This is a genomic window from Alphaproteobacteria bacterium LSUCC0396 (assembly GCA_041228345.1).
In the GTDB taxonomy this organism is placed as follows: Bacteria; Pseudomonadota; Alphaproteobacteria; order Puniceispirillales; family Puniceispirillaceae; genus UBA3439.
This window is the reverse complement of record CP166131.1, coordinates 296,560-323,446: the sequence shown is the minus strand read 5'-3', so window position 1 is coordinate 323,446 and position 26,887 is coordinate 296,560. Positions and strand designations below refer to the sequence as shown.

At 53.0% G+C, this 26,887-nt stretch carries 23 protein-coding genes; 13 read left to right on the top strand and 10 right to left on the bottom strand.

The features are described 5' to 3' along the window. Positions 1-124 precede the first annotated feature (124 nt). Both AB8881_01590 and AB8881_01585 read right to left on the bottom strand, forming a co-directional pair. The gene (locus AB8881_01590) at positions 125-1,081 is read right to left on the bottom strand and encodes a DMT family transporter (GenBank protein XDZ63609.1); all 957 of its coding nucleotides are present in this window, start codon (positions 1,079-1,081) and stop codon (positions 125-127) included. Between the two features lie 8 nt (positions 1,082-1,089). Further along, a complete protein-coding gene (locus AB8881_01585; protein ID XDZ63608.1) occupies positions 1,090-3,519 on the bottom strand; it encodes an FAD-dependent oxidoreductase in 2,430 nt (809 codons plus the stop codon). A 225-nt stretch (positions 3,520-3,744) separates the two neighbouring features. On the opposite strand from AB8881_01585, the gene AB8881_01580 reads away from it, so the two are divergent. Beyond that, positions 3,745-3,996 carry a hypothetical protein gene (locus tag AB8881_01580; protein XDZ63607.1) on the top strand — a complete coding sequence of 84 codons (252 nt, stop codon included), beginning with the start codon at positions 3,745-3,747 and terminating at the stop codon, positions 3,994-3,996. A gap of 40 nt (positions 3,997-4,036) precedes the next feature. Here the strand turns inward: AB8881_01580 and AB8881_01575 are convergent, their stop codons facing one another. The 5 genes from AB8881_01575 to AB8881_01555 all read right to left on the bottom strand — a co-directional run bounded on the left by AB8881_01575 (position 4,037) and on the right by AB8881_01555 (position 11,240). Beyond that, positions 4,037-5,821, bottom strand: coding sequence for a long-chain fatty acid--CoA ligase (locus tag AB8881_01575; protein XDZ63606.1), 1,785 nt, complete (start codon positions 5,819-5,821; stop codon positions 4,037-4,039). A 167-nt stretch (positions 5,822-5,988) separates the two neighbouring features. Further along, positions 5,989-6,585, bottom strand: coding sequence for a LysE family translocator (locus AB8881_01570; GenBank protein XDZ63605.1), 597 nt, complete (start codon positions 6,583-6,585; stop codon positions 5,989-5,991). A 194-nt stretch (positions 6,586-6,779) separates the two neighbouring features. Next, entirely contained in the window at positions 6,780-7,691 is a 912-nt protein-coding gene (locus AB8881_01565; GenBank protein ID XDZ63604.1) for an SPOR domain-containing protein, read from the bottom strand. A gap of 193 nt (positions 7,692-7,884) precedes the next feature. Then, positions 7,885-9,381 carry an anthranilate synthase component I gene (trpE, locus tag AB8881_01560; GenBank protein ID XDZ63603.1) on the bottom strand — a complete coding sequence of 499 codons (1,497 nt, stop codon included), beginning with the start codon at positions 9,379-9,381 and terminating at the stop codon, positions 7,885-7,887. Further along, positions 9,381-11,240 carry a SurA N-terminal domain-containing protein gene (locus tag AB8881_01555; protein XDZ63602.1) on the bottom strand — a complete coding sequence of 620 codons (1,860 nt, stop codon included), beginning with the start codon at positions 11,238-11,240 and terminating at the stop codon, positions 9,381-9,383. The genes trpE and AB8881_01555 overlap by 1 nt, the downstream gene beginning before the upstream one ends. A 401-nt stretch (positions 11,241-11,641) precedes the next feature. Between AB8881_01555 and tpiA the strand changes: the two genes are divergently transcribed. The 12 genes from tpiA to AB8881_01495 all read left to right on the top strand — a co-directional run bounded on the left by tpiA (position 11,642) and on the right by AB8881_01495 (position 24,437). Further along, positions 11,642-12,391 carry a triose-phosphate isomerase gene (gene tpiA, locus AB8881_01550; GenBank protein XDZ63601.1) on the top strand — a complete coding sequence of 250 codons (750 nt, stop codon included), beginning with the start codon at positions 11,642-11,644 and terminating at the stop codon, positions 12,389-12,391. A 155-nt stretch (positions 12,392-12,546) separates the two neighbouring features. Next, the gene (gene secG / locus AB8881_01545; GenBank protein ID XDZ63600.1) at positions 12,547-12,861 is read left to right on the top strand and encodes a preprotein translocase subunit SecG; all 315 of its coding nucleotides are present in this window, start codon (positions 12,547-12,549) and stop codon (positions 12,859-12,861) included. Positions 12,862-12,971: 110 nt separating this feature from the next. Next, positions 12,972-14,600 (top strand): CTP synthase, encoded by a 1,629-nt coding sequence (locus AB8881_01540; GenBank protein XDZ63599.1) that lies wholly within the window; start codon positions 12,972-12,974, stop codon positions 14,598-14,600. A 99-nt stretch (positions 14,601-14,699) separates the two neighbouring features. Continuing rightward, complete coding sequence (gene kdsA, locus AB8881_01535; GenBank protein XDZ63598.1) at positions 14,700-15,518, top strand: 3-deoxy-8-phosphooctulonate synthase; 819 nt, start codon at positions 14,700-14,702, stop codon at positions 15,516-15,518. A gap of 143 nt (positions 15,519-15,661) precedes the next feature. Then, a complete protein-coding gene (gene eno / locus AB8881_01530; GenBank protein ID XDZ63597.1) occupies positions 15,662-16,939 on the top strand; it encodes a phosphopyruvate hydratase in 1,278 nt (425 codons plus the stop codon). A 151-nt stretch (positions 16,940-17,090) separates the two neighbouring features. Then, positions 17,091-17,402, top strand: coding sequence for a septum formation initiator family protein (locus AB8881_01525; protein XDZ63596.1), 312 nt, complete (start codon positions 17,091-17,093; stop codon positions 17,400-17,402). 354 nt (positions 17,403-17,756) lie between these two features. Further along, on the top strand, positions 17,757-18,746 hold the full coding sequence (gene pdhA / locus AB8881_01520; protein XDZ64484.1) for a pyruvate dehydrogenase (acetyl-transferring) E1 component subunit alpha: 990 nt from the start codon (positions 17,757-17,759) through the stop codon (positions 18,744-18,746). A gap of 3 nt (positions 18,747-18,749) precedes the next feature. Beyond that, on the top strand, positions 18,750-20,174 hold the full coding sequence (locus tag AB8881_01515; protein XDZ63595.1) for a pyruvate dehydrogenase complex E1 component subunit beta: 1,425 nt from the start codon (positions 18,750-18,752) through the stop codon (positions 20,172-20,174). A gap of 5 nt (positions 20,175-20,179) precedes the next feature. Then, positions 20,180-21,469, top strand: a complete 1,290-nt coding sequence (locus AB8881_01510) for a pyruvate dehydrogenase complex dihydrolipoamide acetyltransferase (protein ID XDZ63594.1) — start codon at positions 20,180-20,182, stop codon at positions 21,467-21,469. An 88-nt stretch (positions 21,470-21,557) separates the two neighbouring features. Further along, positions 21,558-22,952, top strand: coding sequence for a dihydrolipoyl dehydrogenase (gene lpdA / locus AB8881_01505; GenBank protein XDZ63593.1), 1,395 nt, complete (start codon positions 21,558-21,560; stop codon positions 22,950-22,952). Between the two features lie 74 nt (positions 22,953-23,026). After that, a complete protein-coding gene (lipA, locus tag AB8881_01500) occupies positions 23,027-23,980 on the top strand; it encodes a lipoyl synthase (GenBank protein XDZ63592.1) in 954 nt (317 codons plus the stop codon). Between the two features lie 19 nt (positions 23,981-23,999). Further along, a complete protein-coding gene (locus AB8881_01495; protein XDZ63591.1) occupies positions 24,000-24,437 on the top strand; it encodes a type II toxin-antitoxin system RatA family toxin in 438 nt (145 codons plus the stop codon). A 14-nt stretch (positions 24,438-24,451) separates the two neighbouring features. Here AB8881_01495 and AB8881_01490 read toward each other — a convergent pair whose 3' ends face one another. From AB8881_01490 to ispF, 3 genes are read right to left on the bottom strand one after another with little or no spacing between them, the layout of a single operon-like run. Then, positions 24,452-24,970 carry a CinA family protein gene (locus AB8881_01490; protein ID XDZ63590.1) on the bottom strand — a complete coding sequence of 173 codons (519 nt, stop codon included), beginning with the start codon at positions 24,968-24,970 and terminating at the stop codon, positions 24,452-24,454. A 20-nt stretch (positions 24,971-24,990) separates the two neighbouring features. Further along, positions 24,991-25,470 carry a phosphatidylglycerophosphatase A gene (locus tag AB8881_01485; protein XDZ63589.1) on the bottom strand — a complete coding sequence of 160 codons (480 nt, stop codon included), beginning with the start codon at positions 25,468-25,470 and terminating at the stop codon, positions 24,991-24,993. After that, positions 25,470-26,882 carry a 2-C-methyl-D-erythritol 2,4-cyclodiphosphate synthase gene (ispF, locus tag AB8881_01480; GenBank protein XDZ63588.1) on the bottom strand — a complete coding sequence of 471 codons (1,413 nt, stop codon included), beginning with the start codon at positions 26,880-26,882 and terminating at the stop codon, positions 25,470-25,472. The genes AB8881_01485 and ispF overlap by 1 nt, the downstream gene beginning before the upstream one ends. Positions 26,883-26,887 lie beyond the last annotated feature (5 nt).

Here is a 26,887-nt window from a genome sequence, read left to right as displayed (position 1 = left end):
CATAATCAGGCAATGATCATCTCATAATACTATTGATAATGGCCATGATTTCCAATGGTTTTAGGCTTTTTGCGGGATAAAAATCAGGTTTTTATCTGGCTGCCTTCCTGTTATGATCCGGCCGTCATGCCAGCTGTCGGCGTTGCTCTCGCCATGCAGTTACCATTCCGGCAAAGGCGATCAGCCCCATGCCAATCAAAGATTGTTGCGGTGGCCATACGTCAAAGATAACCCGTCCCCAGATGGCAGCAAACAGCAGGTATGAAAAATCAATGGGCGCCAGCCAACTGCTGTCCGCCGTCTGATAGGCGCGGGCAAGGCAGATATTTCCTGATAGGTTAAGCAGCGAGCAGAATAGCGCAAAGCCAAGCACGACAAGGGTTAGCTCTGGCCAGCCAATGGCAACAAAAGGCATCATTGCAATGATGTCTTGTGGCGGCGGCATCAGGCTAAGAAGAATGACCCCAACAAGGCCGGTGATGAAAAACAAAACTGCAACAGCCAGCGTCAGCGACAGCGGGTTTTCAAGGCGGCAATCGCGCCGCAGGATAATGATATTGCAGGCATAGAAAAAACCTGCTGCCACTGGCAATAGCTGGATGAGTGAAAATTCGGCATTAAATGGATCAAGGATTAGCCCCGCACCAACTGCTCCGATCACCAGCGCAGCAATCCGCCATGGCCCAACTGTCTCGCCAAGAACCGGCCCCGCTAACAGCGAGACAAACAGGGGGTAGGTATATAATCCGGCGGCCATTTGCGCGATGGTTAAAAACGGAGCACCGGAAAAAAAGCAGAACATACAGATGCTAAGCATCACGCCACGCAAATAAACCGGCCGCCAGTTTTTCGGCACCAGCAGGCTGAAGCCGCCGCTTATCATCGCCAGAATGATAATCAGCAGTGCATTGCCCATCGCACGTAATGTCTGGAACTGCCAGAATGAGGTCTCGGGCGCGATTAGCTTGACCGTCGCGTCCTGCAAGGCCAGCACAAATACCCCGAACAACAATAATGCCATCGCCAAGAATGGCCGGTCACCTGACGGTGAATGGAAAAATGGCAATCGTTGCCGTGTCATTGATGATCCTAGCTGCGCATCCGCCCCGCATTGGCATCAAACAATGGCTCTGAGATGAGGGTTGCGTCAAGTGTTTGGCCCAGCAATTCGATTTGCCACCCTTTATCCCGGGTTGCCACCGCTTTTGGCACCATCGCCAACGCAACTGATGTTTGCGACATATGGGCATAGCCACCAGAGGTAACCCAGCCGACCACCGCACCATCAATTGAAATAGGCTCATCACCGATTACATCCGCATCAACCGCAGCGACGGCAAGGCTGATCAGCCGTTTACTGCCGCCGGTTTCACGCTCGGCTAACGCCCCGCTTTTGCCGATAAAATCAGCGGGCTTGTCATAGGCGACAAAGCGCTCAAGCCCCAGCTCTATCGGGCCGTATAGCGGGCGATATTCACGCCCCCATGAACCATAATTCTTTTCGAGTCGTAGGGCATTTAACGCCCGCGCGCCAAAGGGACGAATGTCAAACTCACCGCCCGCCACCATCAAATCATCATAAAGCCGGACAAGATGCGCCGGTTTCACCCAGATTTCATAGCCGAGATCACCGGTATAGCTGACCCTGCCAACAATCGCTGGCACCATGCCAACATCTATCTTGCGTACCGCCATAAACGGCATCGAGCCATGTGATAGATCAACCCTGCAGCATTTTTGCAGGACGTCGCGGGCTTTTGGGCCGGCAAGGGTAAGTCCGACAAGATCGAGGCCAAGGCTCTTAACGGTAACCGTGCCATCTTTTGGGAGATGCGATAGGAACCACCGCATATGATAGGTCTCGGCAAGGCCTGATCCGATGATTAGAAACTGCGTCTCACCTAGCCGTGCCAGCGAGAAATCACCAATGATTTTACCGTCTTGCTTTAACATGGGCGCAAGCGTCATGCGGCCAACTGCCGGAATTTTTGCGGCGAGGATGCGGTCCAGCCATTTAATAGCCCCATCGCCGCTGACTTCATATTTGGCAAATCCCGAAATATCGCCAAGCCCAACCGCACTGCGCACCGCCCGCGCTTCATCGCCTACATGGTCGAAATCCACGGATCGCCGCCATGAAAACACATCGCTTGCGCCATCAGGCGCAAACCATTGCGGAACCTCCAATCCGTAGACCGCGCCAAATTGCGCGCCAGCCTGTTTTTGCCGATCATAGATACTGGTGGTCAGCAGGGGGCGTGCCGCCTGTAATTCTTCATTGGGGTACCGGATTGAGAATCGCCGCGAATAGTTTTCCCGCACGCGCGCATTGGTATAGGCCATGCTGGCATAATCGCCAAAGCGCGAAATATCCATCGCCCAGACATCAAATCCCGGATCACCATCAACAATCCAGTTCGCCAACGCTAATCCAACGCCGCCGCCTTGGCTAAATCCAGCCATCACGGCACAGGCCGACCAGAAATTGGTCATGCCCTTAACCGGGCCAACTAGCGGGTTTCCGTCTGGTGCAAAGGTGAAGGGACCGTTGATTATTTGCTTGATGCCGGCATTTTCAAACGCCGGAAAATGCCTAAACCCAACCTCAAGTGATGGTGCGATCCGGTCGATATCAGGGTCTAACAATTGATGGCCAAAATCCCATGATGTTTCGAGTTCCGACCATGGTTTACAGGCGCGCTCATAGGTGCCCATCAACATCCCGCCGCGCTCTTGGCGAAGATAGATTTCACCGTCAAAATCAACCGCATGAAGGACTTCGGCGCCAGTTGCCTTGTTGATTTCGGCAACTTCGGGCATATCTTCGGTCAACAGATACATATGTTCCATTGCCAAAACTGGTAGTTCCAGCCCAACCATCCGGCCAACCTCGCGTGCCCACAGACCGGCAGCATTGACCACATGTTCGGCGGTAATGACGCCTTTATTAGTTGTGACAAGCCAGCTGCCATCAGCATTTTGGCGAAGCGCTTCGACCTTTACATGGGTTTCGAAATGCGCCCCATTCTTGCGGGCAGCCTTGGCATAGGCATGGGTGACGCCGTAAGGGTCACAATGCCCCTCAATCGGGTCATACATCGCACCAACAAATTGCGCTGGATCAATGAGTGGCATCAGCTCATGCGCGCGCTCTGGGGTGATGATTTCAAGATCGTCCATACCAAGATATTTGCCCTTGGCATAAACCGATTTCAGCCAGTCAAAACGCTCATTTGTTGCCGCCAGCATGATGCCGCCAGTCATGTGAAGGCCAATATCCTGACCGGATAAATCTTCGATCTCTTGGTAAAGTTTAATCGTATATTGCTGAAGTTTCGCAACATTTGGGTCGCCATTGATGGTATGCATGCCGCCGGCCGCGTGCCAAGTTGACCCAGAGGTCAGCTCGGATCGTTCCAGCAAGATCGCATCAGTGCATCCGCGTTTACTGAGATGGTACAAAATTGAGGCGCCAACAACGCCGCCCCCAATGATAACAACCTGTGCTTGATCTTTCATTTTGGCCTCGTCTGGAGCGTTGCAGAAACCCCTGAGATTAATAGCTAACGCCGGTTAGCCTAGCACCATTGTTCCGAATACGGCTGAAACATGGTCAATCGCGAACATCAGGGGCAAAAAATCTGATCATAGCCTTTGCCTGACGGCGCGCAGTGAAAATTATAATGGCGGCTTGAATTCTGCCAATCCCTGCCGTTAACCTGAACGGTGATAGGTAGTTTTTTGATGGTGTCTGAAAGGGATGAAGTGATGGCCTATGATGAACAGGAAAGAGACCTGATGGCGGCGTTGGAAATTTTGGTCGCCGGATTTGGTAATTATGATCCGCCGCGTCTGCGAAAAGATGGTGATATCGTAATCCCACTCGATGCGATTTTGAAAAAGAACCGTGCTGCCAATCAAAGCTTTGCCGATGCGTTCAGCCAAATGATGCGCGATGATTTAGGGCCAAAACGCAGCTCGACATGGGTGAAATAATCCGCCTTTAGAGCGATGCCGACACCGTGCAGGGCAGGCATCATCGGCGGGTGTAAAGCGCGTCCAGCCGATCTTGATACCGTGCCTTTACCACATGACGACGCACTTTCAATGTAGCCGTCAATTGGCTGTTTTCATTTGTAAAGTCCTCATCAGCGATGATAAATCTTCGAACCCGCTCGATCTGTGATAGGCGGCTGTTTGCGCGGTCGACTGTTTCGGCAATCAGCAGTTTTAAAGCATCGTCAGACTCGGCTTTTGCCCGGGCTTCGTCGCTTGGTACAATCACCGCCGCCAGCCATGGCCGCCGGTCACCATCAACCATTGCTTGTTCGATTTCCGGTTCGATTGTGAGCAGGGCTTCAACCCGGCTAGGCACGATATTTTCGCCGCCCGAATTGACGATAATTTCCTTTTTACGGCCGGTGATGGTGATATAGCCATCCTCGTCAGCACTGCCAATGTCACCGGTGTATAGCCAGCCATCACGGATCGTTGCGGCGGTGCTGTGGTCATCACGCCAATAGCCTTTCATCAGCAAATCGCCTCGCACCAGAATTTCACCATCATTGGCAAACCGGACTTCAACACCGGCAACGGGCGGGCCGACGGTTTCGATTTTAATTTTGCCCGGGCGGTTTGCCGAAATTACCGGCGAGGCTTCGGTCTGGCCATAGCCTTGCAATAGCTTGACCCCTAAAGCCATGAAAAAACTGCCAATTTCGGGGTTTAAGGCAGCGCCACCCGAGATAAAATACTTCAGCTTGCCACCCAGCCGTTCCTGAATTTTTTGACGCACCAGTTTTTCGAGAAACAGATCCAGCACAAATTCATGTGGCAACAGTGTTTTGCCCTCAAGGCGTTTACGGCCAAGGCGGATTGTTTCCATAAACAGTTTCTCGGAAAGGCCACCCTTGGTGTGGATGCTGCGCATGATACGTTCGTGCAGCACGTCATAAAGCCGCGGCACAGCGGTCATCAGGCTTGGCGAGACCTCTTGCAAATTGGCACCAATCTGTTCGGCAGATTCGCAATACCAGACCTCGGATTTTGTTTGAATGGGCAAATGCATTCCGGCGGTATGTTCATAAGAGTGGGACAGCGGCAAAAGCGATAAAAAGCGCTGGTTTTCTTCGACGCCGCCTTCGCGCAAAATTTCGATCGAGGCCTTTATACAAGCCTGTATTGACCGGTGGGTCAGCATAACGCCCTTGGGCCGTCCGCCAGTTCCGGATGTATAGACAAAACAACAGGTATCATCGCTGTTCTGCTGGGCAATCCGGTTCTCGATATCCGTCAATGGCTCGTTATTATCCAACAGGCTTTGCCAATCATGGCAAGGGCGGTTGCCAAGGCTGGGAATTTTTGTACCAGCATCCATCGTTATCAGCATGCGGATATGTTGAACGCGTGATGCTGCCAGCGCGACCCGGTTGGCGAGTGCTCCGCCAGATGTAATGGCAATGACCGCACCAGAATGTTCCATGATATAGACATGGTCATCTTCGGTGTTGGTGGTATAGGCAGGCACCACAATGGCACCAATCGACATCACCGCCAGATCAGCAATGGCCCATTCGGGCCGGTTTTCAGCACTGATCACAATCCGGTCACGCGGTTTAATGCCAGCGGCAACCAAAGCTGCTGCCAGCCGCCGAACAGCATCGGCAACCTCGTTCCAGTTCCGTCCGACCCATTTCCCCTGATTTTTATGAAATAAAAGCGGTTTATCACCAAGAACAGCGGCATTTTTAAAAAAGGCTGCGGCAAGATTGGCCTTGGTGACGTAGGGGGACGACGTGGCCGTTTGTGTGGTCGCGTTCATGCTTTGCTGTCTTTTGGATGTTGTTGTCGTCTTTCAGCCTATCGGAAATTTCGGTATTTGCAAATGCGATTGATCGGTTTGCCGCATGGTACCGGTTTTGGCTGATGGCGGCAGTTGTCAGGCGAGATTAGCCCAGTTGCGTTAAAAGCGGGGCGATTTTGCCCCGCCTAGCTTATCACTATTGGCAATAGGCTGGCGACCAACAGACCCGCCATGATGATGTTGAAACGGCTTAGCCGTGCTGGTGTGCCCAGAAACCGGCCAATGACCATTCCAAATAATGTCCATGTGCAGGTTGATCCGACGGTTGTGATCGTAAAGACGATAAACATCACCAAAACTTCGTTGGCCAGATCGGACGCGCTGCTTCTATAGGCGGTGACGGACGAGATGATGACGGTTATGCCTTTCGGGTTAACCAGTTGGAACATAGCCGCCTGCCAGAATCGCAAGGGCCGGTCGCGGTGGCGATCCTCGGCGCGGCCGGAACGAGCAATCTTCCACGCCAGATAGATAAGGAAAATAATGCTGATAATCTTTAGAATGTCATAAAGCGCTGGAAAGGCAGCAAATAACCCGGCAAGACCAAAGCCGGCGGCGACAACCAGCAAGATAAAGCCGGTAAAGACACCAAAAATATGCGGCAAGCTGGCGCGAAAGCCAAAATTTGCGCCAGATGCGGCCAGCATCACATTGTTCGGTCCGGGCGTAAAAGCGGCGACAAAGGCAAACAGCGTGAATGATAGAGCGGTCGATAAATCCATTACGCGCGCCTTTAGATCAAAGCATACCCGGCCGCGACATTATCGCCGTAACCTCACCGCATCATTAAGGCAAAGCCGTTGTGAAATGGCAAGCCCCGAACCCGCCAAGCCCCGAACTGCCCGCGTATCACTCAATAATCACTCAATAATTACTCAGTAATCACCCAATAAAATTGATATCAACGACGTCGTCATCACAGCGGTGTCAGGACACAAGCCTGCTGCAGTGACCAGGCGAGGGCGCATAGTTTTTTTGTCATACCAAGGCCGATACCGTCACTATGCAGGCGCAAACGGGCGCGCCCATCAACTGTAACCGGCGTAATGTAAAGCCATAGATCCATACCCTTTTGGCGGAATTGCCGTTGCATTTGATCCGATGCGCGTTTAGCAGCGTCGGCGTCGCGAAATGTGCCAAGGTCAACAACAAACCCGGTATTTCCTGACTTTGCGCGGATTGGTGATTGCGCTTGTTCCAACCTGAATGTCGATGCGGGCGCCATACTGACATGTTCCTGCTTCGATGCAATATTTGCCGGTGGAACAGGGTTTGCGTGGAGTGTTGTCTGTTGGCGCATTGCAGCGCCGTGGCGTTGCGCCGATAAATCGGCCTCGCGATAGGTTTTTGCGCATGTCTCGCCGATGAAATGCGCGGCTTTGACGTAAGGATCGGTTCCGGGATCAAAACCGGGATTATTGCCAGCATTAGTGCCCTGCATTGATCTGTTTTGGGCAACCGCCAAACGTCCTAATAGCCAGCTGCTATATCGGGTCAGGATTAAGCTCATATCATGCGGGTCGATATCTTGCCGCCCATTCAGAATAGCCAGCGATCGCACCCGATCAGCGGAAAAGCCTTGGCGGTCATACCATGTCTTTGCAGCTTTGGGGTAAAGCTCAATCTGTAGTGCCATAATCTTGGCAAAGGCGGCACAGATTGCCGCATTTTCGGCTGCCTTAACCGAGGTGTTTTGGAATGTGTTTTGCGGTGTGTTTTGCGGTGTGTTTTGCGGTGTGTTTTGCGGTGTTACCGGCTGGGCTGCGGCTGCAACCGGCAAGATGAGGGTAAAACAAGCAATTAGTACTCTACGACAAAGATAATGCATCCTGCCTCCTCCAGCGCGTTGGCTGATATTGAGAATAGGTTAGAAATATCTAATATGCCGGCAGTATAGGGGGCGTTTAGAATTGAAGTCACGCGCACTTAACCGCGACTTTGACCCTATGGGCCTTTAGCAAGACGGGGTGAAGCCGGACGGGGGTAAGCAAGACGGGCTTTATGATTTAACGTCGCAAAATCTAGCGGGTAAAGCGCAATGCCTCGCCTGCTGCCCGGATTAGGGCGCGCGCTTTGTTTCGGGTTTCTTCATATTCGGATTCCGGATCACTGTCATAAACGATACCAGCACCAGCCTGAACATACATTGTCTGGTCTTTCACCACAGCAGTTCGAAGCGCAATACAGGTATCAAGATCACCCGCGACCGAAATATAACCAATGGCGCCCGAATAGGCGCCGCGGCGGTCAGGCTCTAATTCATCAATCAATTCCATCGCGCGGATTTTTGGGGCACCGGAAACAGTGCCGGCAGGAAAACCGGCGATCAGGGCGTCAATCGCATCCAAATCATCGCGGATTTCGCCTTCAACCTGCGACGCGATATGCATCACATGGCTGTAATATTCTACCTCATAGTTTGATTTGACCCGCACCGTTCCGGGTTTTGAAACCCGGCCAACATCATTTCGGCCAAGGTCAAGCAGCATAAGATGTTCGGCGCGTTCTTTAATATCGGCCATCAGATCAGCTGCGTTTGCCACATCTTCATCGGGCGTTTTGCCGCGCTTTCTGGTGCCCGCAACGGGCCGGATGGTAACATCCTTGCCGCGAAGCCGAACCAGAATTTCAGGGCTTGAGCCGACAATGGCCATTTTCCCAAAATCAAAATGAAACAGAAATGGCGAGGGGTTCAACCGCCTGAGTGATCGGTAAAGATTGATTGATGGCAGATGGAATGGAATGCTAAAGCGTTGTGACAACACAATCTGGAAAACGTCACCGGCACGGATGTAATCTTTTGCCTTGGCAACCATGTCCAAAAAGGCCGATTTTTCCATGTTTGTGCCGGGCTCGGGAAGCGGGGTGTTGGCATCGCCGATTTCAGTATGAGGCAATGGCTTATCCAGATCATCAATCGCCGCATCCAGCCGCACCAATGCGTCATCCCAGGCCGTCTTGGCACTATCCCACTCATCGGGGCGAATTTGCGTCACAAGGGTGATGCTGTCCTTTAACCGGTCAAAAATGGCAATCAATGATGGCCGCAATAACAGCGAATCATCCATTTCAACAGCGGTATTATTCGCATTTGGGATGGCCTCGATAAGCCGGATCATATCATAACCGAAATAGCCAAATAACCCGGCTGCCATCGGTGGCAGGTCGCCAGTATCCGGCATTTCAGACTGGCTCATCAAATGCCGAAGCGAGTCTAATGGCGCCAGCGTTTCTGCGATAAAGCCGCTATCATCTTGCGGTGTTCGGTTAATTTCGGCGCGCCCATCACGGCATCGCCAGACCAGATCAGGATCAAGGCCGATTACCGAGAACCGTCCGCGAACCTCGCCGCCCTCAACCGATTCCAGCAGGAAACAATGTGGTTTGTTACCGGCAAGCTTCAGATACGCTGAGACTGGGGTCTGCGTGTCGGCAACAAGAACCCGGTGCACCAGCTGGCGGGTGCCAGCCGTGAAATGGGCTGCAAACCGATCGAAATTTTCACTGCTGGCGAGCATTATTGCTGGCTTCCCACCAAAATTTGTTCGACAGGTGCAACATTGAGCTGGAGGTCATGTTTTTCCGACAGGGAAAGCAACACCATATTCAGCATATCTTCACGCAACGCGTTGTTCATCACCTCGACCACAACTTGGCTTGTTTCATCAATATCGGCATCCTTTGCCGAGACAATTTCAACTGTCTTGACGGTAATCGCCTCATTGCCGGTTTCGATGACACCGCTTTGGCCAACGGCCTGACCAAACGCGCTTTTTGCAATCAGCCCTGCGGCCTGATGGTCGAGGCCAAGACCGTTGCGGCGGAATGGATCACTGAGCTCGCCGGTGTCACCATTGGCTTTTGCGGCGGCGTCAGCACTTGTTTTGGCTTGTTTTATCGCTTGTACCAATTTCCAGTCGGCGATGGCACGGTTGCGAACTTCATCAAGGCTGCGTTCCTTTTGCGAGGTTTGCGCCGTCGCTCTAACCGCAAAGAACATATCGTCGCCACCTTCTTGGATAACGCTGGTCTCGTTCAGCTCACTGCTCCAGATCAGGTCAAGAACGGCGCTATCCTGAATGAGGTCAGCACCGTCACCCGTTACCGGATTCCCGTCAATATCGAGGCCATTACGGCTTATATTGCTGATTTCGACAAGGCGACCGCCAACCTTGGCCGCAGCTTCCCTAAGCGTTGCCCCCGAACCAAGCGCGTCTTCAAACTCGTTTGCCTTATCATACAGCAGATTGATCGATTCTTCGGTGCGAAGTGTCTGAATAATTTTTTCCCTGACGTCAGCCAGCTGAGCCACGCCGCCTTCGGCAATTTCATCGACAATCAAAATATGATGGCCAAAAGCGGTTTCGACCGGCCCAGCAACAATGCCGGCAGTGGCGGCAAAGGCAACATCGGCTAGGACAGGATCAAGCGCCGCTTTCGTTACCGTGCCAAGATCGGTATCAGCTTCAGTCCATTGCAGCACATCAGCGGCAACAGCAGCGAAATCTTCACCGGCAGCAACACGCGAAAGGGCGGTATCGGCGACGGTTTTATCATCGAAAACCATTTGCCGAATCTTGCGTGTTTCCGGCGTGCTGAATTCATCGATGCGGCTCTCGAATGCGGCGGCAATCTTGGCATCATCAATCTCAAGGTTGCTCGCAATCATATCGGCAGAGATGCTGGCGATTGTTGCGCTGCGCAGTACGGGCGCATCATAGGCCGATTTATTTTCGGCGAAATAGGCATCCAGCTCGGCTGCTGTCGGTGCCGCGATTGATTCGGGCAGGACCGGAAAGCTGGTCAAACGCACCCGGCGGCGTTCTTGATCATAGGCTGCAACAATGCGCGCACTTGCCGCATCAAAGCGAGCGCCAACTGCCATTGACCCGGCCAGCTGTTCGCGCATCAGCACGCCGTCAACCCGTTGCAGGTAATCACCCTCAGACATGCCAGCATTGGCCAAGGTTTGCACAAACCTGCCTTCCGAGAAATTGCCAAGCTCGTCTTTGAACGACCCTTCATTGACAATTGCATCGCGCTGCATTTCGCGGGTTACGGTAAGGCCAAGCGACGCATTTTCCGCCCGGAACAGCACGTCACGGGACATTGCGCCCATAATATCGTTTAGCAACCCACCTTGAAGCGCCTCACCAACAGTGCTGTTTGGCAGGTAATTGCGGCGTGTGCGCTCAAATTCCATGGCGACTTCGCGCGGCGAAACGGACTCATCACTGGCGGAAATGGCTTTGTCGCTCCCACCGATCAGACCTGTTGTGACGTCGCCAACACCCCACAGCGCAAATCCACCTGCCAAAAACAGCAAGAAAAACTTCATAATCGGGGATTTGGTGCCGCTGCGCATCGCCTGTAGCATTTTTCAGTCGTCCATTTCGTAATTTGGTGAGCATCGCTGCCCAGAGTTCAAAAGCTTTACCATTGGTAATAAAGATTGGCGACAAGCGGGGCAACTTCAATATCGGTAAATATTGAGTTTCCGGCTGAAAAAAGCCGGATTTCTCATCGTATCAGTGGATAGTGATGATCAGAGGGGTGGCAAGATGGCGTGTGTGGGGTTAGTATTAGGCGGTTTTTAACCAGCCGCTGTACGCTGTTTCAACTGTTGCATCATGTCAGGGGTGAACCCTATGGGTGTTGGCGGTCACTTGTTGGCGAAAATTTAAATAGAAAACGGGATGCGCCAAATTGGGATAGGCCATTGCCAAATACGACGGTAGCAGGCACGGCAGATATGAAAGGGCAAATAGGGAAGCGCGAATGATTATTGCGGCGAATTGGAAAATGAACCCACCTTTGGAGGTGGCTGGCGGTTTGGCCTTGGCATTGACTGCACAAAGCTTTGCGCCGGTGACGCGCCTGCTGTTTGCGCCGCACCCCTATCTGGTGCCGATGTCGGTGCGGCTTGGTGGCAGTGACGTTCGCCTCGGTGGTCAGGATTGTCATCAAGATGCGGCTGGTGCGCATACAGGCGATGTGTCAGCGGCCATGCTGCGCGATTGCGGCGTGTCTGTCGTGCTGTTGGGCCATTCAGAGCGCCGCGCCAATCATGCTGAGACCAGTGCCTTGGTGGCGGCAAAGGCGGCGCAGGCTTTGGCCCATGATCTTGATGTTGTGATCTGCCTTGGTGAAAGCCTTCATGAACGGCGCGCCGGGCGCGCTGAGCAGATTGTCATCGACCAACTGCACGCATCATTGCCAAAGTCTATCCCCGAAGGCCGGGTTATGATCGCCTATGAGCCGGTTTGGGCGATCGGCACGGGCGAAGTGGCATCAGTAACGGATATTGCGGCAATGCACGCCGCTATCGCCAGTGAACTGCCAAAACGCCAGAACGGTCATATGCCGCCGCCAATCCTTTATGGGGGTTCGGTTAATGCCGAAAACGCAGCCTCCATATTCGCTGTCGACCATGTCGGGGGGGCGCTTGTTGGGGGCGCGAGTCTTGATGCACCAGCGTTTGACTCGATCTGTGCTTCGGCCCGGTCGCAAATGTTAAAATCTGGGTAACTGCGCGTGTTTTTGAAAAAAAATCTGCCAAATTACGTGCAAGACTGCTGGCGCGATCAATTGCCAAGGGCTTATTTGCGGCATTTTGGTTGAAAATCGGTCGAAGAAACCATATAAGCGGCGCAACAACCTTATTTGCAGGAATATAAAATATTATGGAAACGCTGGTTCTGACCATACATATACTGATCGCGCTTGCGCTGGTCATTACTGTTTTGCTGCAGCGCAGTGAGGGTGGCGGTCTTGGTATCGGCGGCAGCGGCGGCGGCGGTGGCGGCTTTATGACAGCCCGCGGAACGGCTAATTTATTGACTCGCATGACGGCGATATTGGCGGTCGGATTTTTTGCTACAACCATAATTCTCGCAATCATGGCGGGTGCAGGCAAAGCGACGGTTTCCATCGTTGATGATGTGATCAAGGAAGCGCCGGCCAAGCCTGGCGGTCCGGTCGTGCCAACAGGTCAGTGACGGCTGGTTGATCTTTAGCCTTTTGTCAATCCTGAGAATTTTTGTAAATTTTCAAATTTGTGCATTTTCGGCCTTATCAAGGCTATGGCAATAGGCTATTAAATTTGTCCATGCCTCGTTATATTTTCATCACTGGTGGCGTGGTTTCCTCGCTTGGTAAAGGTCTTGGTGCAGCAGCGCTCGCATCACTATTACAAGCGCGCGGTTACTCGGTCCGCCTTCGTAAACTCGATCCCTATTTGAATGTCGATCCCGGCACCATGTCGCCAACCCAGCATGGCGAGGTGTTTGTAACCGACGATGGGGCGGAAACCGACCTTGACCTTGGCCATTATGAACGCTTTACCGGCGTTCATGCCAAACGCACCGATAATGTGACGACCGGCCGTATTTACTCGGATGTGTTAGCCAAAGAGCGGCGCGGCGACTATCTTGGCGCCACCATTCAGGTCATTCCCCACGTAACCGATGCGATCAAAACATTTGTGCTGTCCAACCATGATGATGAAGATTTTATTCTTTGCGAGATTGGCGGCACTGTTGGTGATATCGAATCGCTGCCATTCCTCGAGGCGATTCGGCAAATTGGTAATGAGCTTGGGCGCGGTTCAACCTGCTTTCTGCACGTCACGCTGATCCCTTATATCGCCGCTGCTGGTGAATTGAAAACCAAGCCAACCCAACATTCGGTAAAAGAGCTGCAATCGGTCGGTATCCAGCCCGATATTCTGTTGTGCCGTACCGAGCATCCGTTACCTGCCGAGCAACGCGCAAAAATTGGGCTGTTCTGTAACATCAGGGAATCAGCCGTGGTGTTGGCGCGTGACGTCAGCAATATTTACGAGGTCCCGCTGGCCTACCATGAAGAGGGGCTTGATAGCGAAGTAATCCGGCATTTCGGATTGCCCGATCAAGCGCCAGATTTGTCGGATTGGAAACGAATCTGTCATGTTGTGGCCAACCCTGAAGGCGAGGTGAATATCGCGATTGTCGGTAAATATACCAGCTTGCAGGATTCCTATAAGTCGCTTGGCGAGGCGCTGGTTCATGGCGGCATTGCCAATGGTGTAAAGGTAAATATCGACTGGATCGATTCTGAATTGTTTGAGCACGAAGATGCGGCCGTTCAGAATTTGCAGCATGTTGGTGGTATTCTTGTTCCCGGCGGTTTTGGCGAGCGCGGATCAGAGGGTAAGATTCGCGCTGTGCGTTTCGCGCGTGAACAGAATATTCCGTATTTTGGCATTTGTTTCGGGATGCAGATGGCGGTTCTTGAAACCGCGCGCAACCTAGCCGGAATGCCCGAAGCAGGGTCAAGCGAATTTGGGGAAACTGAATTACCTCTGGTTGGTCTGATGACTGAATGGACAGTTGGTAATGAGACGTTGCAGCGCAGTGCTGATGATGATCTTGGCGGTACAATGCGGCTTGGTGCCTATGAATGTCATTTGACGCCGGGGTCGCTGGCAAGCCGCCTTTATCACCAGCAGGTGATTTTTGAGCGTCATCGCCATCGCTATGAGGTTAATATCGCCTATCGTGACCAATTAGCGGCCGCCGGTATGGTGATATCAGGCCTGTCGCCTGATGGCAGCCTGCCAGAAATTGTCGAGCGGGCTGATCACCCATTTTTTGTTGCGGTACAGTTTCATCCTGAGCTGAAGTCAAAACCATTTGATCCGCACCCGCTCTTTACCGGGTTCGTGGCGGCGTCAATGGAGAAATCCCGTCTTGTTTAGGCGGGTCTGGGTTTAGGCGGGTTTGGGTTTAAGCGGGTTTGGCCCGTAATCATTGGCTTGCTTGCTTTGATTGGGGCCTTTGCGACGATTGGGGGTATCATGCAAAACGTAACTATTGGGAACGTTGCTTGCGGCGGTGACGCGCCGCTGTTGTTGATCGCTGGCCCTTGTCAGATCGAGGGGCATGACCACGCGCTATCATGCGCGGCAAGCCTTGCCAAGATGGCGTCGGATGCTGGCATGGGCTTTGTCTATAAATCATCTTATGACAAGGCTAACCGTACCTCTGCCACTGCCCAGCGCGGCGTCGGCATGGATGAGGGGCTGGAAATTCTGGCGGCGGTAAAGGCTGAAATTGGTGTTCCGGTTCTAAGTGATGTGCATCTTCCAGAGCAATGTGCGGCAGCGGCTGATGTTCTGGACGTTATCCAGATTCCGGCTTTTTTATGCCGGCAGACTGATTTACTGGTGGCTGCGGCAAAAACAGGCTGTGTCATTAACATCAAAAAAGGTCAGTTTCTGGCGCCATGGGATATGCAGCATGTTGCCAAGAAGGTGACGGGCGCTGGCAATAATCAAGTGCTGCTTACCGAACGCGGTACATCATTTGGCTATAATACGCTGGTATCAGACATGCGTGCCTTGCCAACCATGGCGGGCTTTGGCCATCCGGTAATTTTTGACGCGACCCATTCGGTGCAACAGCCGGGTGGGCTTGGTGGTAGTTCGGGTGGGCAGCGCGAGTTCGTGCCGGTGCTGGCACGGGCGGCGGTCGCTGTTGGCGTGCAGGGTTTATTTATGGAGTCCCATGAAAATCCGGACGAGGCGCCGTCTGATGGCCCGAACATGGTGCCATTGTCGGAAATGCCGTCAATATTGGCAAAATTAATGCAAATTGATCAGGCGCGACGGGGGTAAATCCTCGCAGTGGCAGCCTATTGTCTTTCGCCATACCACGCCATGATCATGCGTTGCCAATAGCCAAGATCAGTTGCGCTTAAAGGCGATATTCGTTACATATCGCACATCCAAAACCACTGAGACCGAAAAGAGCCAAGCCAATGTCAGCGATCATAGACGTTCAAGCGCGTGAAATTCTTGACTCACGCGGAAACCCGACTGTTGAAGTTGATGTTGTTCTAGAAGATGGCGCGGTCGGTCGTGCTGCTGTCCCGTCTGGCGCCTCAACCGGCGCCCATGAAGCTGTTGAGATGCGAGATGGTGATGCCGAGCGTTACGGCGGCAAGGGCGTTTTAAAGGCCGTTGACGCTGTGAATTTTGAGATTTTTGATGCGCTGACCGGTGCTGATGCATTCGATCAGGCCGGGCTTGATCAGGATTTGATCGAGCTTGATGGCACGCCGAATAAGGCGCGGCTTGGTGCAAATGCTATTTTGGGTGTTTCAATGGCGGTGGCGCGCGCGGCGGCGGACTCCGCCGAAATGCCGCTATGGCGCTATTTAGGCGGGGTGCATGCGCACCTGTTGCCAGTGCCGATGATGAATATCATCAATGGCGGTGCGCACGCCGATAATGCATTAGATGTTCAGGAATTTATGGTGATGCCAGTTGGTGCCAGCCATTTTGCCGACGGCTTGCGCATGGGCGCAGAAATCTTTCATGCGCTGAAAAAGCTGTTGTCCGATGCGTCATTATCAACCGCGGTTGGCGATGAGGGGGGGTTTGCCCCCGCGATTAACTCGACCGATGAGGCGCTTGGCTATATCACGAAATCAATCGACGCCGCTGGCTATAAACCGGGTGACGATGTGATGATCGCACTGGACGCCGCCGCCAGCGAGTTTTGTAACGATTTTAAATATAACCTTGCTGGCGAGGGGCGCATCCTTGGCAGTGCCGAGATGAACGCAATGTGGCAGGAATTAACCGGTCGCTATCCAATTGTGTCGATTGAAGATCCGCTTCATGAGGATGATTGGGCCGGATTCCAGAACCTGACCGCAGCGATTGGTGAGACCGTGCAGATCGTTGGTGATGATTTATTCGTGACCAACCCCGAGCGTCTTGGGCGCGGTATTACCGAGGCCGCCGGCAATGCTATTTTGATCAAGGTAAATCAGATCGGCACTTTAACTGAGACAATGCAGGCCATTGATATGGCACAAAAAGCTGGCTTTGGCGTGATTATCTCGCACCGGTCTGGTGAAACCGAAGATAGCTTTATCGCCGATTTGGCAGTCGCCACCAATGCCGGTCAGATTAAAACCGGCTCATTGTCCCGATCGGATCGGCTGGCAAAATATAACCAGCTGCTTCGCATCGAGGAAGAGCTGGACCGGACCGGACTGTACGCTGGACGATCAATCCTGCGTGGCTAACTAAAATATTATAAGAATCAAAGCTATCTCTGTTTTCGCTTTTTGCTTGACGTTTCGAATCACCTTTGATTCACTAGGGCAATGGTCGCTTGGTGCTGTGCCGTGACGACTGGCTGATAAAGCGATTGATGGGGTGGATTTAATGTATGTGATGCGAAAAACATTGACGTTTGCTGGCAGCTTTGTGCTGCTGGGAACGATGATCGTTTTCTTTGGTGTCCATACCGTTACTGGCGAGCGGGGAATTCTCGCCCGCCCGCAGCTTGAGCGTAAAATCCTGCTGGCTGAGGAACAATTGGCTTTATTGGAAAAGCATCAGCATTTTTTGAACCACCGGATTACTTTGATGAATAAGGGCGGGGTTGATGCTGATATTTTAGCCGAAACAGCGCGCGCCGAACTTGGGCTTTATGCGCCAAATGATGTGATTGTTTCAATTGATCTGTCAGATTTGAAATTTTAATATCACCTGCAAGCATCGATAAGTTAACTGTATTCTAGTTTATATTAAAAAAACTCAATAAATACAGAATAATAAAATTGTTGCAAAAATTCAAAATCCGCTGAATTCTCATCTGGTTATCTTGTCATGCGCGGCAGTTGTTGCCATGGCCAGTGCAGAATGTGGGGGTTAGGGATGATGCGGCAATGTCTGCTGCTCACCTGATATATCCGCTGTAAACCGACCAAGGACAGGCCGATGCCTGCTGAGGTCATAAGGGTGGGATGAATGAGCGCGAAAGCAGAAACCAAACGCAAGAAAGGCCCCGGGCGGCCGCCAAAAACACCAAAAACAATGGTGTCAGGCGTGAATGATATGCCGCCGACCGAAGATCTTGTCTCCATGTATAAAGACATGCTGTTGATCCGCCGCTTTGAGGAAAAAGCTGGTCAGCTTTATGGCATGGGCCAGATTGGCGGTTTTTGTCACCTCTATATTGGCCAAGAAGCCGTTGTTGTTGGCTTGCAATCGGCCTCGGAGCCCGGCGACACGGTTGTCACATCCTATCGTGACCATGGTCATATGTTGGCGTGCGGGATGGAGTCTGATGGGGTCATGGCCGAATTAACCGGCCGCGCCGGTGGGTATTCACGCGGCAAGGGTGGCTCGATGCATATGTTCAGCCGTGAAAAGAATTTCTTTGGTGGTCACGGTATTGTCGGCGCGCAGGTGCCAATAGGCGTCGGGCTTGCTTTTTCTCACAAATACAAGAACGAACCAAACGTCTGCATGACCTATCTTGGTGATGGCGCCGTCAATCAGGGGCAGGTTTACGAGAGCTTTAACATGGCCGCGTTATGGAGCCTTCCGGTCGTTTTTGTCATTGAAAACAATCAATATGGTATGGGCACCAAAGTGACGCGCGCGGCGGCTGGTCGGGCGCTGGCCGACCGCGGCATGGCGTATGGTATTCCGGGCAAGCAGGTCGATGGAATGAATGTGCTGGCCGTGCGGACGGCGGCATTGGAGGCGCTGGCGCATTGCCGTGAGGGCAATGGTCCGTTCATTCTGGAAATGAAAACCTATCGTTATCGTGGGCATTCAATGTCCGATCCAGCAAAATACCGGACCCGCGAGGAGGTTGATGCGATGCGCAAGCAGCATGATCCGATTGATCAAATCCGCGAGATTTTGAAAAATCAGGATGTTGATGATGCGCGGCTTAAGGAAATTGATTCAGACGTCAAGGCCATCGTCACCAAGGCAACGGAATTTGCCCAAACCAGCCCCGAGCCGGATCCATCCGAACTCTTTACTGATATTTTGCTGCCGCTAACCGACAGCAAGCTGATTGCAAAGGTGTAAATCATGGCCATTGAAATCAAAATGCCGGCCTTATCGCCAACTATGGAAGAGGGCACGCTTGCCAAGTGGCTTGTTGCTGATGGTGACGAGGTGCGTTCGGGCGATGTCATTGCCGAGATTGAAACCGATAAGGCCACAATGGAAGTCGAAGCCATTGAAGATGGCAAGGTCGGAAGAATTCTAGTGCCAGCCGGAACCCAAAATGTGAAGGTAAACGCGGTCATTGCAGTGCTGTTGGAAGATGGTGAAACAAGCAGCGATATCAAAGCGGTAACGCCTGATAACACGGCAACTGTGACATCTGGGTCCGAAACAACTGCGCCCGAAACAACTGCGCCCGAATCAACTGGGCCTGAATCAACTGTGCCCGAATCAACTGTGCCCGCAGCCATCTCTCCCGCACCGGTCGCTGCTGCTGATGCGAACGGGGTTGGGGCATCGACAATGCTGACCGTTCGCGAGTCGCTTCGCGATGCGATGGCCGAAGAAATGCGCCGCGATGAAAATGTTTTCATCATGGGTGAAGAGGTGGCTGAATATCAGGGTGCCTATAAGGTCACGCAAGGGTTGCTCGACGAATTTGGTGCCAAACGGGTGATCGATACGCCGATCACCGAGCAAGGTTTTGCGGGTCTTGGTGTTGGCGCTGCGTTTGGTGAATTGCGCCCGATTGTGGAATTTATGACGTTCAATTTTGCTATGCAGGCAATTGACCAGATCATCAATTCCGCGGCAAAAACTCTTTATATGTCGGGTGGGCAGATGGGCTGTCCGATCGTGTTTCGCGGGCCGAATGGCGCCGCTAGCCGCGTTGCTGCCCAGCATTCGCAGTGTTTTGCCAGCTGGTACGCGCATTGTCCGGGGTTAAAGGTGGTTGCACCATACTCGGCAGCGGATGCCAAAGGGCTGTTAAAGGCGGCAATCCGCGATCCGAATCCGGTAATTTTTCTCGAGCATGAAGTGCTTTACGGGCAGAGCTTTGAGGTGCCTGATGACGATGACTGGATTGTGCCGATTGGCAAGGCCAATATTTTGCGCACCGGCAATGATGTGACCATTGTTGCGTTCTCGATTATGGTTGGGCGCGCCCTTGAGGCGGCAGATCGTCTAGCCGAGCAGGGGATTAGTGCGGAGGTCATTGATCTGCGGTCAATTCGCCCGCTTGATACTGCCACAATCGTGGCGTCGGTGAAAAAGACGTCGCGGCTTGTTACCTGCGAAGAGGGCTTTCCTTTTGCCGGTATCGGGGCTGAAATTGCCATGCAGGTCATGGAGCAGGCTTTTGACTGGCTGGACGCGCCAATTGCGCGGGTCACCGGTAAAGATGTGCCGATGCCCTATGCGGCGAACCTTGAAGCGCTGGCATTGCCGCAGGTTGACGATATTATCGCAACCGCCAGGGCCACTTGTGATGGATTTAAGGGGTAGACGCGATGGCAATCGAAATCAAAATGCCGGCTTTATCGCCAACCATGACAAGCGGAACTGTGGCAAAATGGCTCGTTGGTGAGGGCGATCAGGTCAATTCAGGCGATGTGATTGCCGAGATCGAAACCGATAAGGCAACGATGGAGGTCGAGTCGGTTGATGATGGTGTAATGGCAAAGATTCTAATCCAAGCTGGCAGCGAAAATGTTGCGGTAGGGGCCGTCATCGCGATGCTTGCAGCGGATGGTGAAAGCGTTAGCGATGTTGCCAATATGAACCCGCAGCCAGAAAAATTAGCAGCATCAGCATCTGCCGTTGAAACACCAACCGCGCCGGTTCAAAAAACCGCACCAGTTCAAACAACCGCAACAGTAACACCGGCGACGCCGGCAATATCGCAGCCTGCTGTCGATAAACCGCGGCTTTTTGCCAGCCCTCTTGCGCGCCGGATTGCGGCAGATAAGGGTATTTCGCTTGAGGGGATTACTGGTAGCGGGCCTTATGGCCGTATTTTGCGGCGTGATGTCGAGGCAGCACCAGCCGAACCAGCGTCAACTTATATCGCACCGGTGGCGCAGTCCATTGGGCAGGCAGATGGTCATCTGCGGGGCGGCAGCGACCTTGTCGCAAATAGCCAGATGCGCAAAGTCATTGCCGGCAGGCTTCAGGAATCGAAGCAGCAGGCACCGCATTTCTATCTGACCGTTGATTGCAAGATTGACACCTTGCTTGCGGCGCGCGCGGCACTGAATGCCAAGGCACCTGATGGCGTAAAAATTTCGGTTAACGACATGATTATCCGTGCTGCAGCGATGGCGTTGATGGCGGTTCCTGCGGCAAACGCGTCTTGGGAGGGTGAGCATACCCGCCGTTACCATCACGCCGATATTGCGATGGCCGTTGCAATTGATGGCGGTCTGATCACGCCAATTATCTGGGCGGCCGAGCAAAAGGGCCTGGCGGCCCTGTCAATGGTCACATCCGATCTGGCGGCGCGGGCGCGTGATGGTGCGCTGGCACCAGATGAATACACCGGCGGCAGCTTTACCATTTCCAACCTTGGCATGTATGGCGTTCGTGAGTTCGCTGCCGTGATCAACCCGCCGCATGGTGCCATTTTGGCAGTTGGTGCTGGCGAGCAGCGCCCGGTTGTCGTTGATGGTAATCTGGCTGTTGCGACCGTGATGAGTGTTACCTTATCGGCCGACCACCGCGCCGTTGACGGCGCTGTTGGGGCGCAATGGCTGCAGGCATTTAAAGGGTTTGTTGAAGATCCTGTCACCATGTTGCTGTAACCGGCTACCTACGGCCTGATGCTATGATTTTTGCCGGCTGGAAATACGTTATTGATCAGCCACCAGCTGCGCTGATGAGGAGAGAATAATGACCGATACGCATTTTGATATCGCTGTGATTGGTGGCGGGCCGGGCGGCTATGTCGCGGCCATTCGTGCGGCCCAGCTGGGGCTGAAACCGGTGGTGATCGAGCGTGAGCATCTTGGTGGTATCTGCCTTAATTGGGGATGCATTCCGACCAAGGCATTGCTGCGTGCTGCCGAATTGCGCCACTCGATTGATGAAATGGCGGCATTTGGCATTACCGTCGGTGAGGTGAAAATTGACCTTGGTGCCGTCGTGAAACGGTCGCGCAAGGTCGCTGGCCGCCTATCGATGGGGGTCAAGCATCTGCTAAAAAAGAATAAAGTGACCGTGATTGAGGCCGAGGCTAAAATCGGCGCATCCACGGGCGGCCTTCGGCAAATCACCCTATCGACCGGCGACGCGGTGGCGGCAAAACATATTATTATCGCCACTGGTGCCCGTGCCCGCGCGCTGCCGAATATTGTGGCAGATGGTAAAACTATTCTGACCTATCGTGACGCAATGGTTCCCGAAACCATGCCGGATTCACTAATCATTGTTGGGTCGGGGGCAATCGGCAGTGAATTTGCCTCATTCTATCATGACATGGGGGTCGCCGTGACTTTGGTCGAGGCGATGGATCGCATTCTGCCAGTTGAAGATGTTGAAGTTTCTGACTTTGTGCAGAAATCTTTTGAAAAGCGCGGTATCAAGGTGATGACTGGGGTGAAGTTACAGTCAGTGACCAATGATGCAAACGGCGTGAGGGCGGTAATTGAGGGGCATGATAAACCTTTGCAGGCTAGCCGGATGATTCTGGCGGTTGGCATTATCGGAAACACCGAAAATCTTGGTCTTGAAGGTACCAAGATTAAGGTTGATCGGGGCCATATCACCACTGATCAATGGGGTGCAACCGGCGAGGCTGGCATTTACGCCATTGGCGATGTTACGGGGCCACCATGGTTGGCGCATAAGGCAAGTCATGAAGGCATTATCTGTGTCGAAAAAATCGCTGGTATGCGTGATGTTCACGCGATTGGTGCTGGGGCGGTGCCGGGCTGCACCTATTGCCGCCCGCAGGTGGCATCGGTTGGCATGACCGAAGCGGCGGCGAAACAGGCGGGCCATGATTTGAAAGTTGGCCGGTTTCCGTTTGCTGGAAACGGCAAAGCGATTGCGCTTGGCGATGATGGCGGTTTTGTTAAGACAATTTTTGATGCAAAAACGGGCGAGTTGCTTGGCGCGCATATGGTTGGGCCCGAGGTAACTGAATTGATCCAAGGCTATGCGATTGCGCGCACGCTTGAGGCCACCGAGGCTGAATTAATGGCGACAATCTTTGCGCACCCAACCCTGTCTGAAGCGATGCATGAGTCTGTTCTTGACGCCTATGATCGGGCGCTCCATTTTTAACAGCCGTTTCAAAAGCCTTCATCGTCGCCGTTAATCGGTTGGTCTTTCCGGGTTGAGTCTGCTAAGAAAAAATCATGCCGCAAGTAAACACAAGCAAAGGGGCGGAGCGCCACCCCGAAAAGCGAAAAAATCCGGATAGGCCGCAGCCTCGCCGACCTGAATGGTTGCGCGTGAAGGCGCCTGTTTCGGCGGCCTATGCTGAAACCAGATCATTGATGCGCGAGCATAATCTGGTAACAGTTTGCGAAGAGGCCGCCTGTCCAAATATTGGTGAATGCTGGGCGCAAAAACACGCCACCATGATGATTTTGGGTTCGGTTTGCACGCGTGCCTGTGCTTTTTGTAATGTGGCGACTGGCCGGCCTGATTTGCTGGATCCGCATGAGCCGGAAAATGTCGGCAAGGCCGTTGCAAAGCTGGGGTTGCGTCATGTGGTGATCACCTCGGTTGATCGTGATGATCTGGATGATGGCGGTGCGCAGCATTTTGCCGAGACGATTCTGGCCATTCGCCGCTTGTCACCGGAAACGACCATCGAAGTTCTGACCCCCGATTTTCTGCGTAAAGATGGCGCGGTCGAGATCGTTGTCGCAGCGCAGCCTGATGTCTTTAATCATAATATGGAAACTGTGTCACGCCTCTATCCGTCAATCCGGCCCGGTGCGCGGTATTTTCATTCGCTGTCGATCCTGCAAAGGGTCAAATCGCTTGACCCGACAATCTTTACCAAATCGGGCATCATGGTCGGGCTTGGCGAAACTGATGGCGAGGTGGGGCAATTGATGGATGATCTGCGCAGTGCCGATGTTGATTTTATGACGATTGGTCAATATTTGCAGCCAACGCCAAAACACGCGGTAGTTGATCGGTTCGTCACGCCTGAGATATTTGCGCAATTCGCGAAATTGGGCGCTGGTAAAGGGTTCTTGCTGATGTCTTCAACGCCGTTAACACGATCCAGCTATCATGCCGATGCCGATTTTGCCGCATTACAGGCGGCGCGAAACGCCGCGCATCAGGGCGTTTAATCATCGGAGTTCGCAGACTATGACCGTTCACAGCGAAAAACGGGTGATCCGTCATCGGCCTGAAGATCTGTATGCGCTAGTTGCCAATGTGCGCGACTATCCCGAGTTCTTGCCATGGTGTCTGGCGTCGCGGATCAGGCATGAATCGCCCAAAGCGCTTACCGCTGATTTGATCATTGGCTTTAATATGTTCCGTGAGCGTTTTACCTCTTATGTAGAGCTTGATGCGGATAAATTGGAAATCACCGTAAAATATGCCGAAGGACCATTTAAGCACCTAACCAATCATTGGCGCTTTCTTGATCATCCGGATGGGTGCGAGATTGATTTCTATGTTGATTTCGAATTTAATTCGCGGCTGTTACAGTCGGTCATCGAAACCTTGTTTACCGAGGCAGTCAAGCGGATGGTGCGTGCGTTCGAAACCCGCGCCGATGCTTTATACGGTAAAAAATAAATAAAAATATTTATCTATTTCAATTCATTATAGATCATTGTTAATGCGTTAAGCAATGCTTTTTTGCGCACTGTTTCGCGGTCTCCGGTAAAGATATGCCTCTCATGCTGCGCCGCGTTACCGCGCCTCTGGCAGCTAAAATGCACAAGCCCAACAGGCTTGTCCGGACTGCCTCCACCCGGCCCCGCGATACCAGTAACCGATGCGGCCAGTGCGGCACGCGGGGTTGCGGTCAATGCGCCGGCGGTCATGGCAATGGCAGTTTCGGCTGATACCGCGCCGTGGTCGGCAAGCGTCTTATCGCTTACGCCGAGAAGATCAATCTTTGCGTCATTGCTATAGGTCACAAATCCACGATCAAGCACCGCCGATGATCCCGGAATGTCGGTCAGCGCAGATGCGATCAAGCCGCCGGTGCAGGACTCGGCAAGGACAATGATGATTTTTTGCTTGCACGCACGCTCAACGATCGCCTTTGCCAGCGTGGTTGGGCTCATATCTGCCGCTGTTGCCATGTTTGTTTCGGCTGTCATTATCGTGCCTCACATTTGCTTTAAATAGCAATTCCAACGAGTAATAGTCCCGCCCCCCAGAGACAGATTGCTGCCAGTAATCCAGCGACAATATCATCGGCCATCACACCAACCCCGCCTGCAAGGGATTCGGCCATGCCAACGGGGCCTATCTTGGTAATATCAAAAAATCGGAACAGAATAAACGCAGCAGCAAACCACCACGGGTCAAGCGGCAGAATAATCAGCGCAAGCCATTGGCCGGCCACCTCATCTATAATGACTTCGGGCGCGTCTTTGCGGCCGGACTGCTGGCTATAGGCATCGGCGGCAAAGACACCAATGGCCGTCACCAGCAATGTTGCCGCCGCCAGCAGTCCGGTGCCATGGCTGGCCAAAAAATAGCCGCTAAAAATACCAATGGCCGAGCCGATTGTCCCCGGGGCAGGTCGCATATGTCCAAACGGCCCCAGCGTGGCGATATAGGCAAGCGGTGGTAGAAGTGCGCTGCTAATCTTCATCAGGAGGCCGTGCCTGATGTCTCAGGCGCCGATGGTCTTGCGGAGATAGATGCTGTGGGTTTAGGGGCTGCGGGTATGGCGATACTGGCACTCGCCTGAGCAGCGATGCCTTCGCCGCGGCCGGTAAAGCCAAGCCCTTCAGACGTTGTAGCTTTAACGCCAACGCGGTCAATCGGCAGGCCGCAGATTTCGGCAATTCGTTGGCGCATCGCATCACGGTGAGGGCCGATTTTCGGTGCCTCACATATAATCGTCAGATCAAGGTTAATAATGCTGCCGCCGCGGGCCGCAACACGGTCAACCGCAAATTTTAGAAATTTGGCGCTGTCAGCATTTTTCCATTTCGGGTCAGATGGTGGGAAATGCGCGCCAATATCGCCATCGGCAAGCGCGCCAAATATCGCATCGCATAGCGCGTGCAGCCCAACGTCACCATCGGAATGTGCAAGCATTTTTCGATCACTATCCAGCTTTATACCAGCAATCCATATCGGTCCGGCTTCATCACTGAATTTATGCACATCAAAGCCGGTGCCAAGGCGTGTTTCTGTTGTCATGTCCTGATCCGCCGTCTGCACTCTCCTCGGCGCTGTCATCACCGCATTGGCAAGATGCGTTAACATAGCAAAATCATCGGCATCGGTCAGCTTCATAAGCTGTTTTGCACCGCTGATTCCGATAACCTGGAACCCGGCTGCCTCGGCAAGGCTGCAATCATCGGTAAATCCATCATTATCGGCGAAATCATTATGCAGATCAGTGATGGCCTGACGCCGAAATAATTGCGGCGTCTGTGCCGCGCCAAGCAAGCTGCGGTCAATGCCGCCGGTAACAAGGCGGCCGGCCAATTCTTGGGGGGGTGGGGATGCCGGCGTTACCGTCTTGACGCTATCGGCAATCGGCAGAATCGGAACCGCGCCAATGATTTTGCTGTCATCAACGGCGTCAGCGCTGGTCATATTGGTGGCGGCGATCAATTGATCCAGTAATCCAAGGGGGATAAGCGGGCGCGCGGCATCATGGATTGCCACATAATCAATGCCCTCAGCATCTGGCAGGCCAGCAAGTTTGCATAGGCCGGCACGAACTGAATCCTGCCGTGTGGCGCCGCCACCAACGATGTGAACCGGGGTTTTTACCGTTGATAAAAGATCGGCCATTTTGTCGATAAAAAAATCTGCTAGGACAATGATGATTGCGGTAATGCTCGGCTGTTCGTCAAAATAATCCAGCGAATGCGCAATGACCGGCTTTGTCCCTAGCGGCCAGAATTGTTTTGGCAAATCGGGGGCAGGGGTTTTTCGCTGACCAAGCGCCGCCGCAGCGCGCACGCCTGATCCCGCTGCGACAATAATCGCTGCGCATCGCGGGGTGCCGGAGGGCTTGGGGCGTGCTCTAGAATGCTGTGGCATGATAG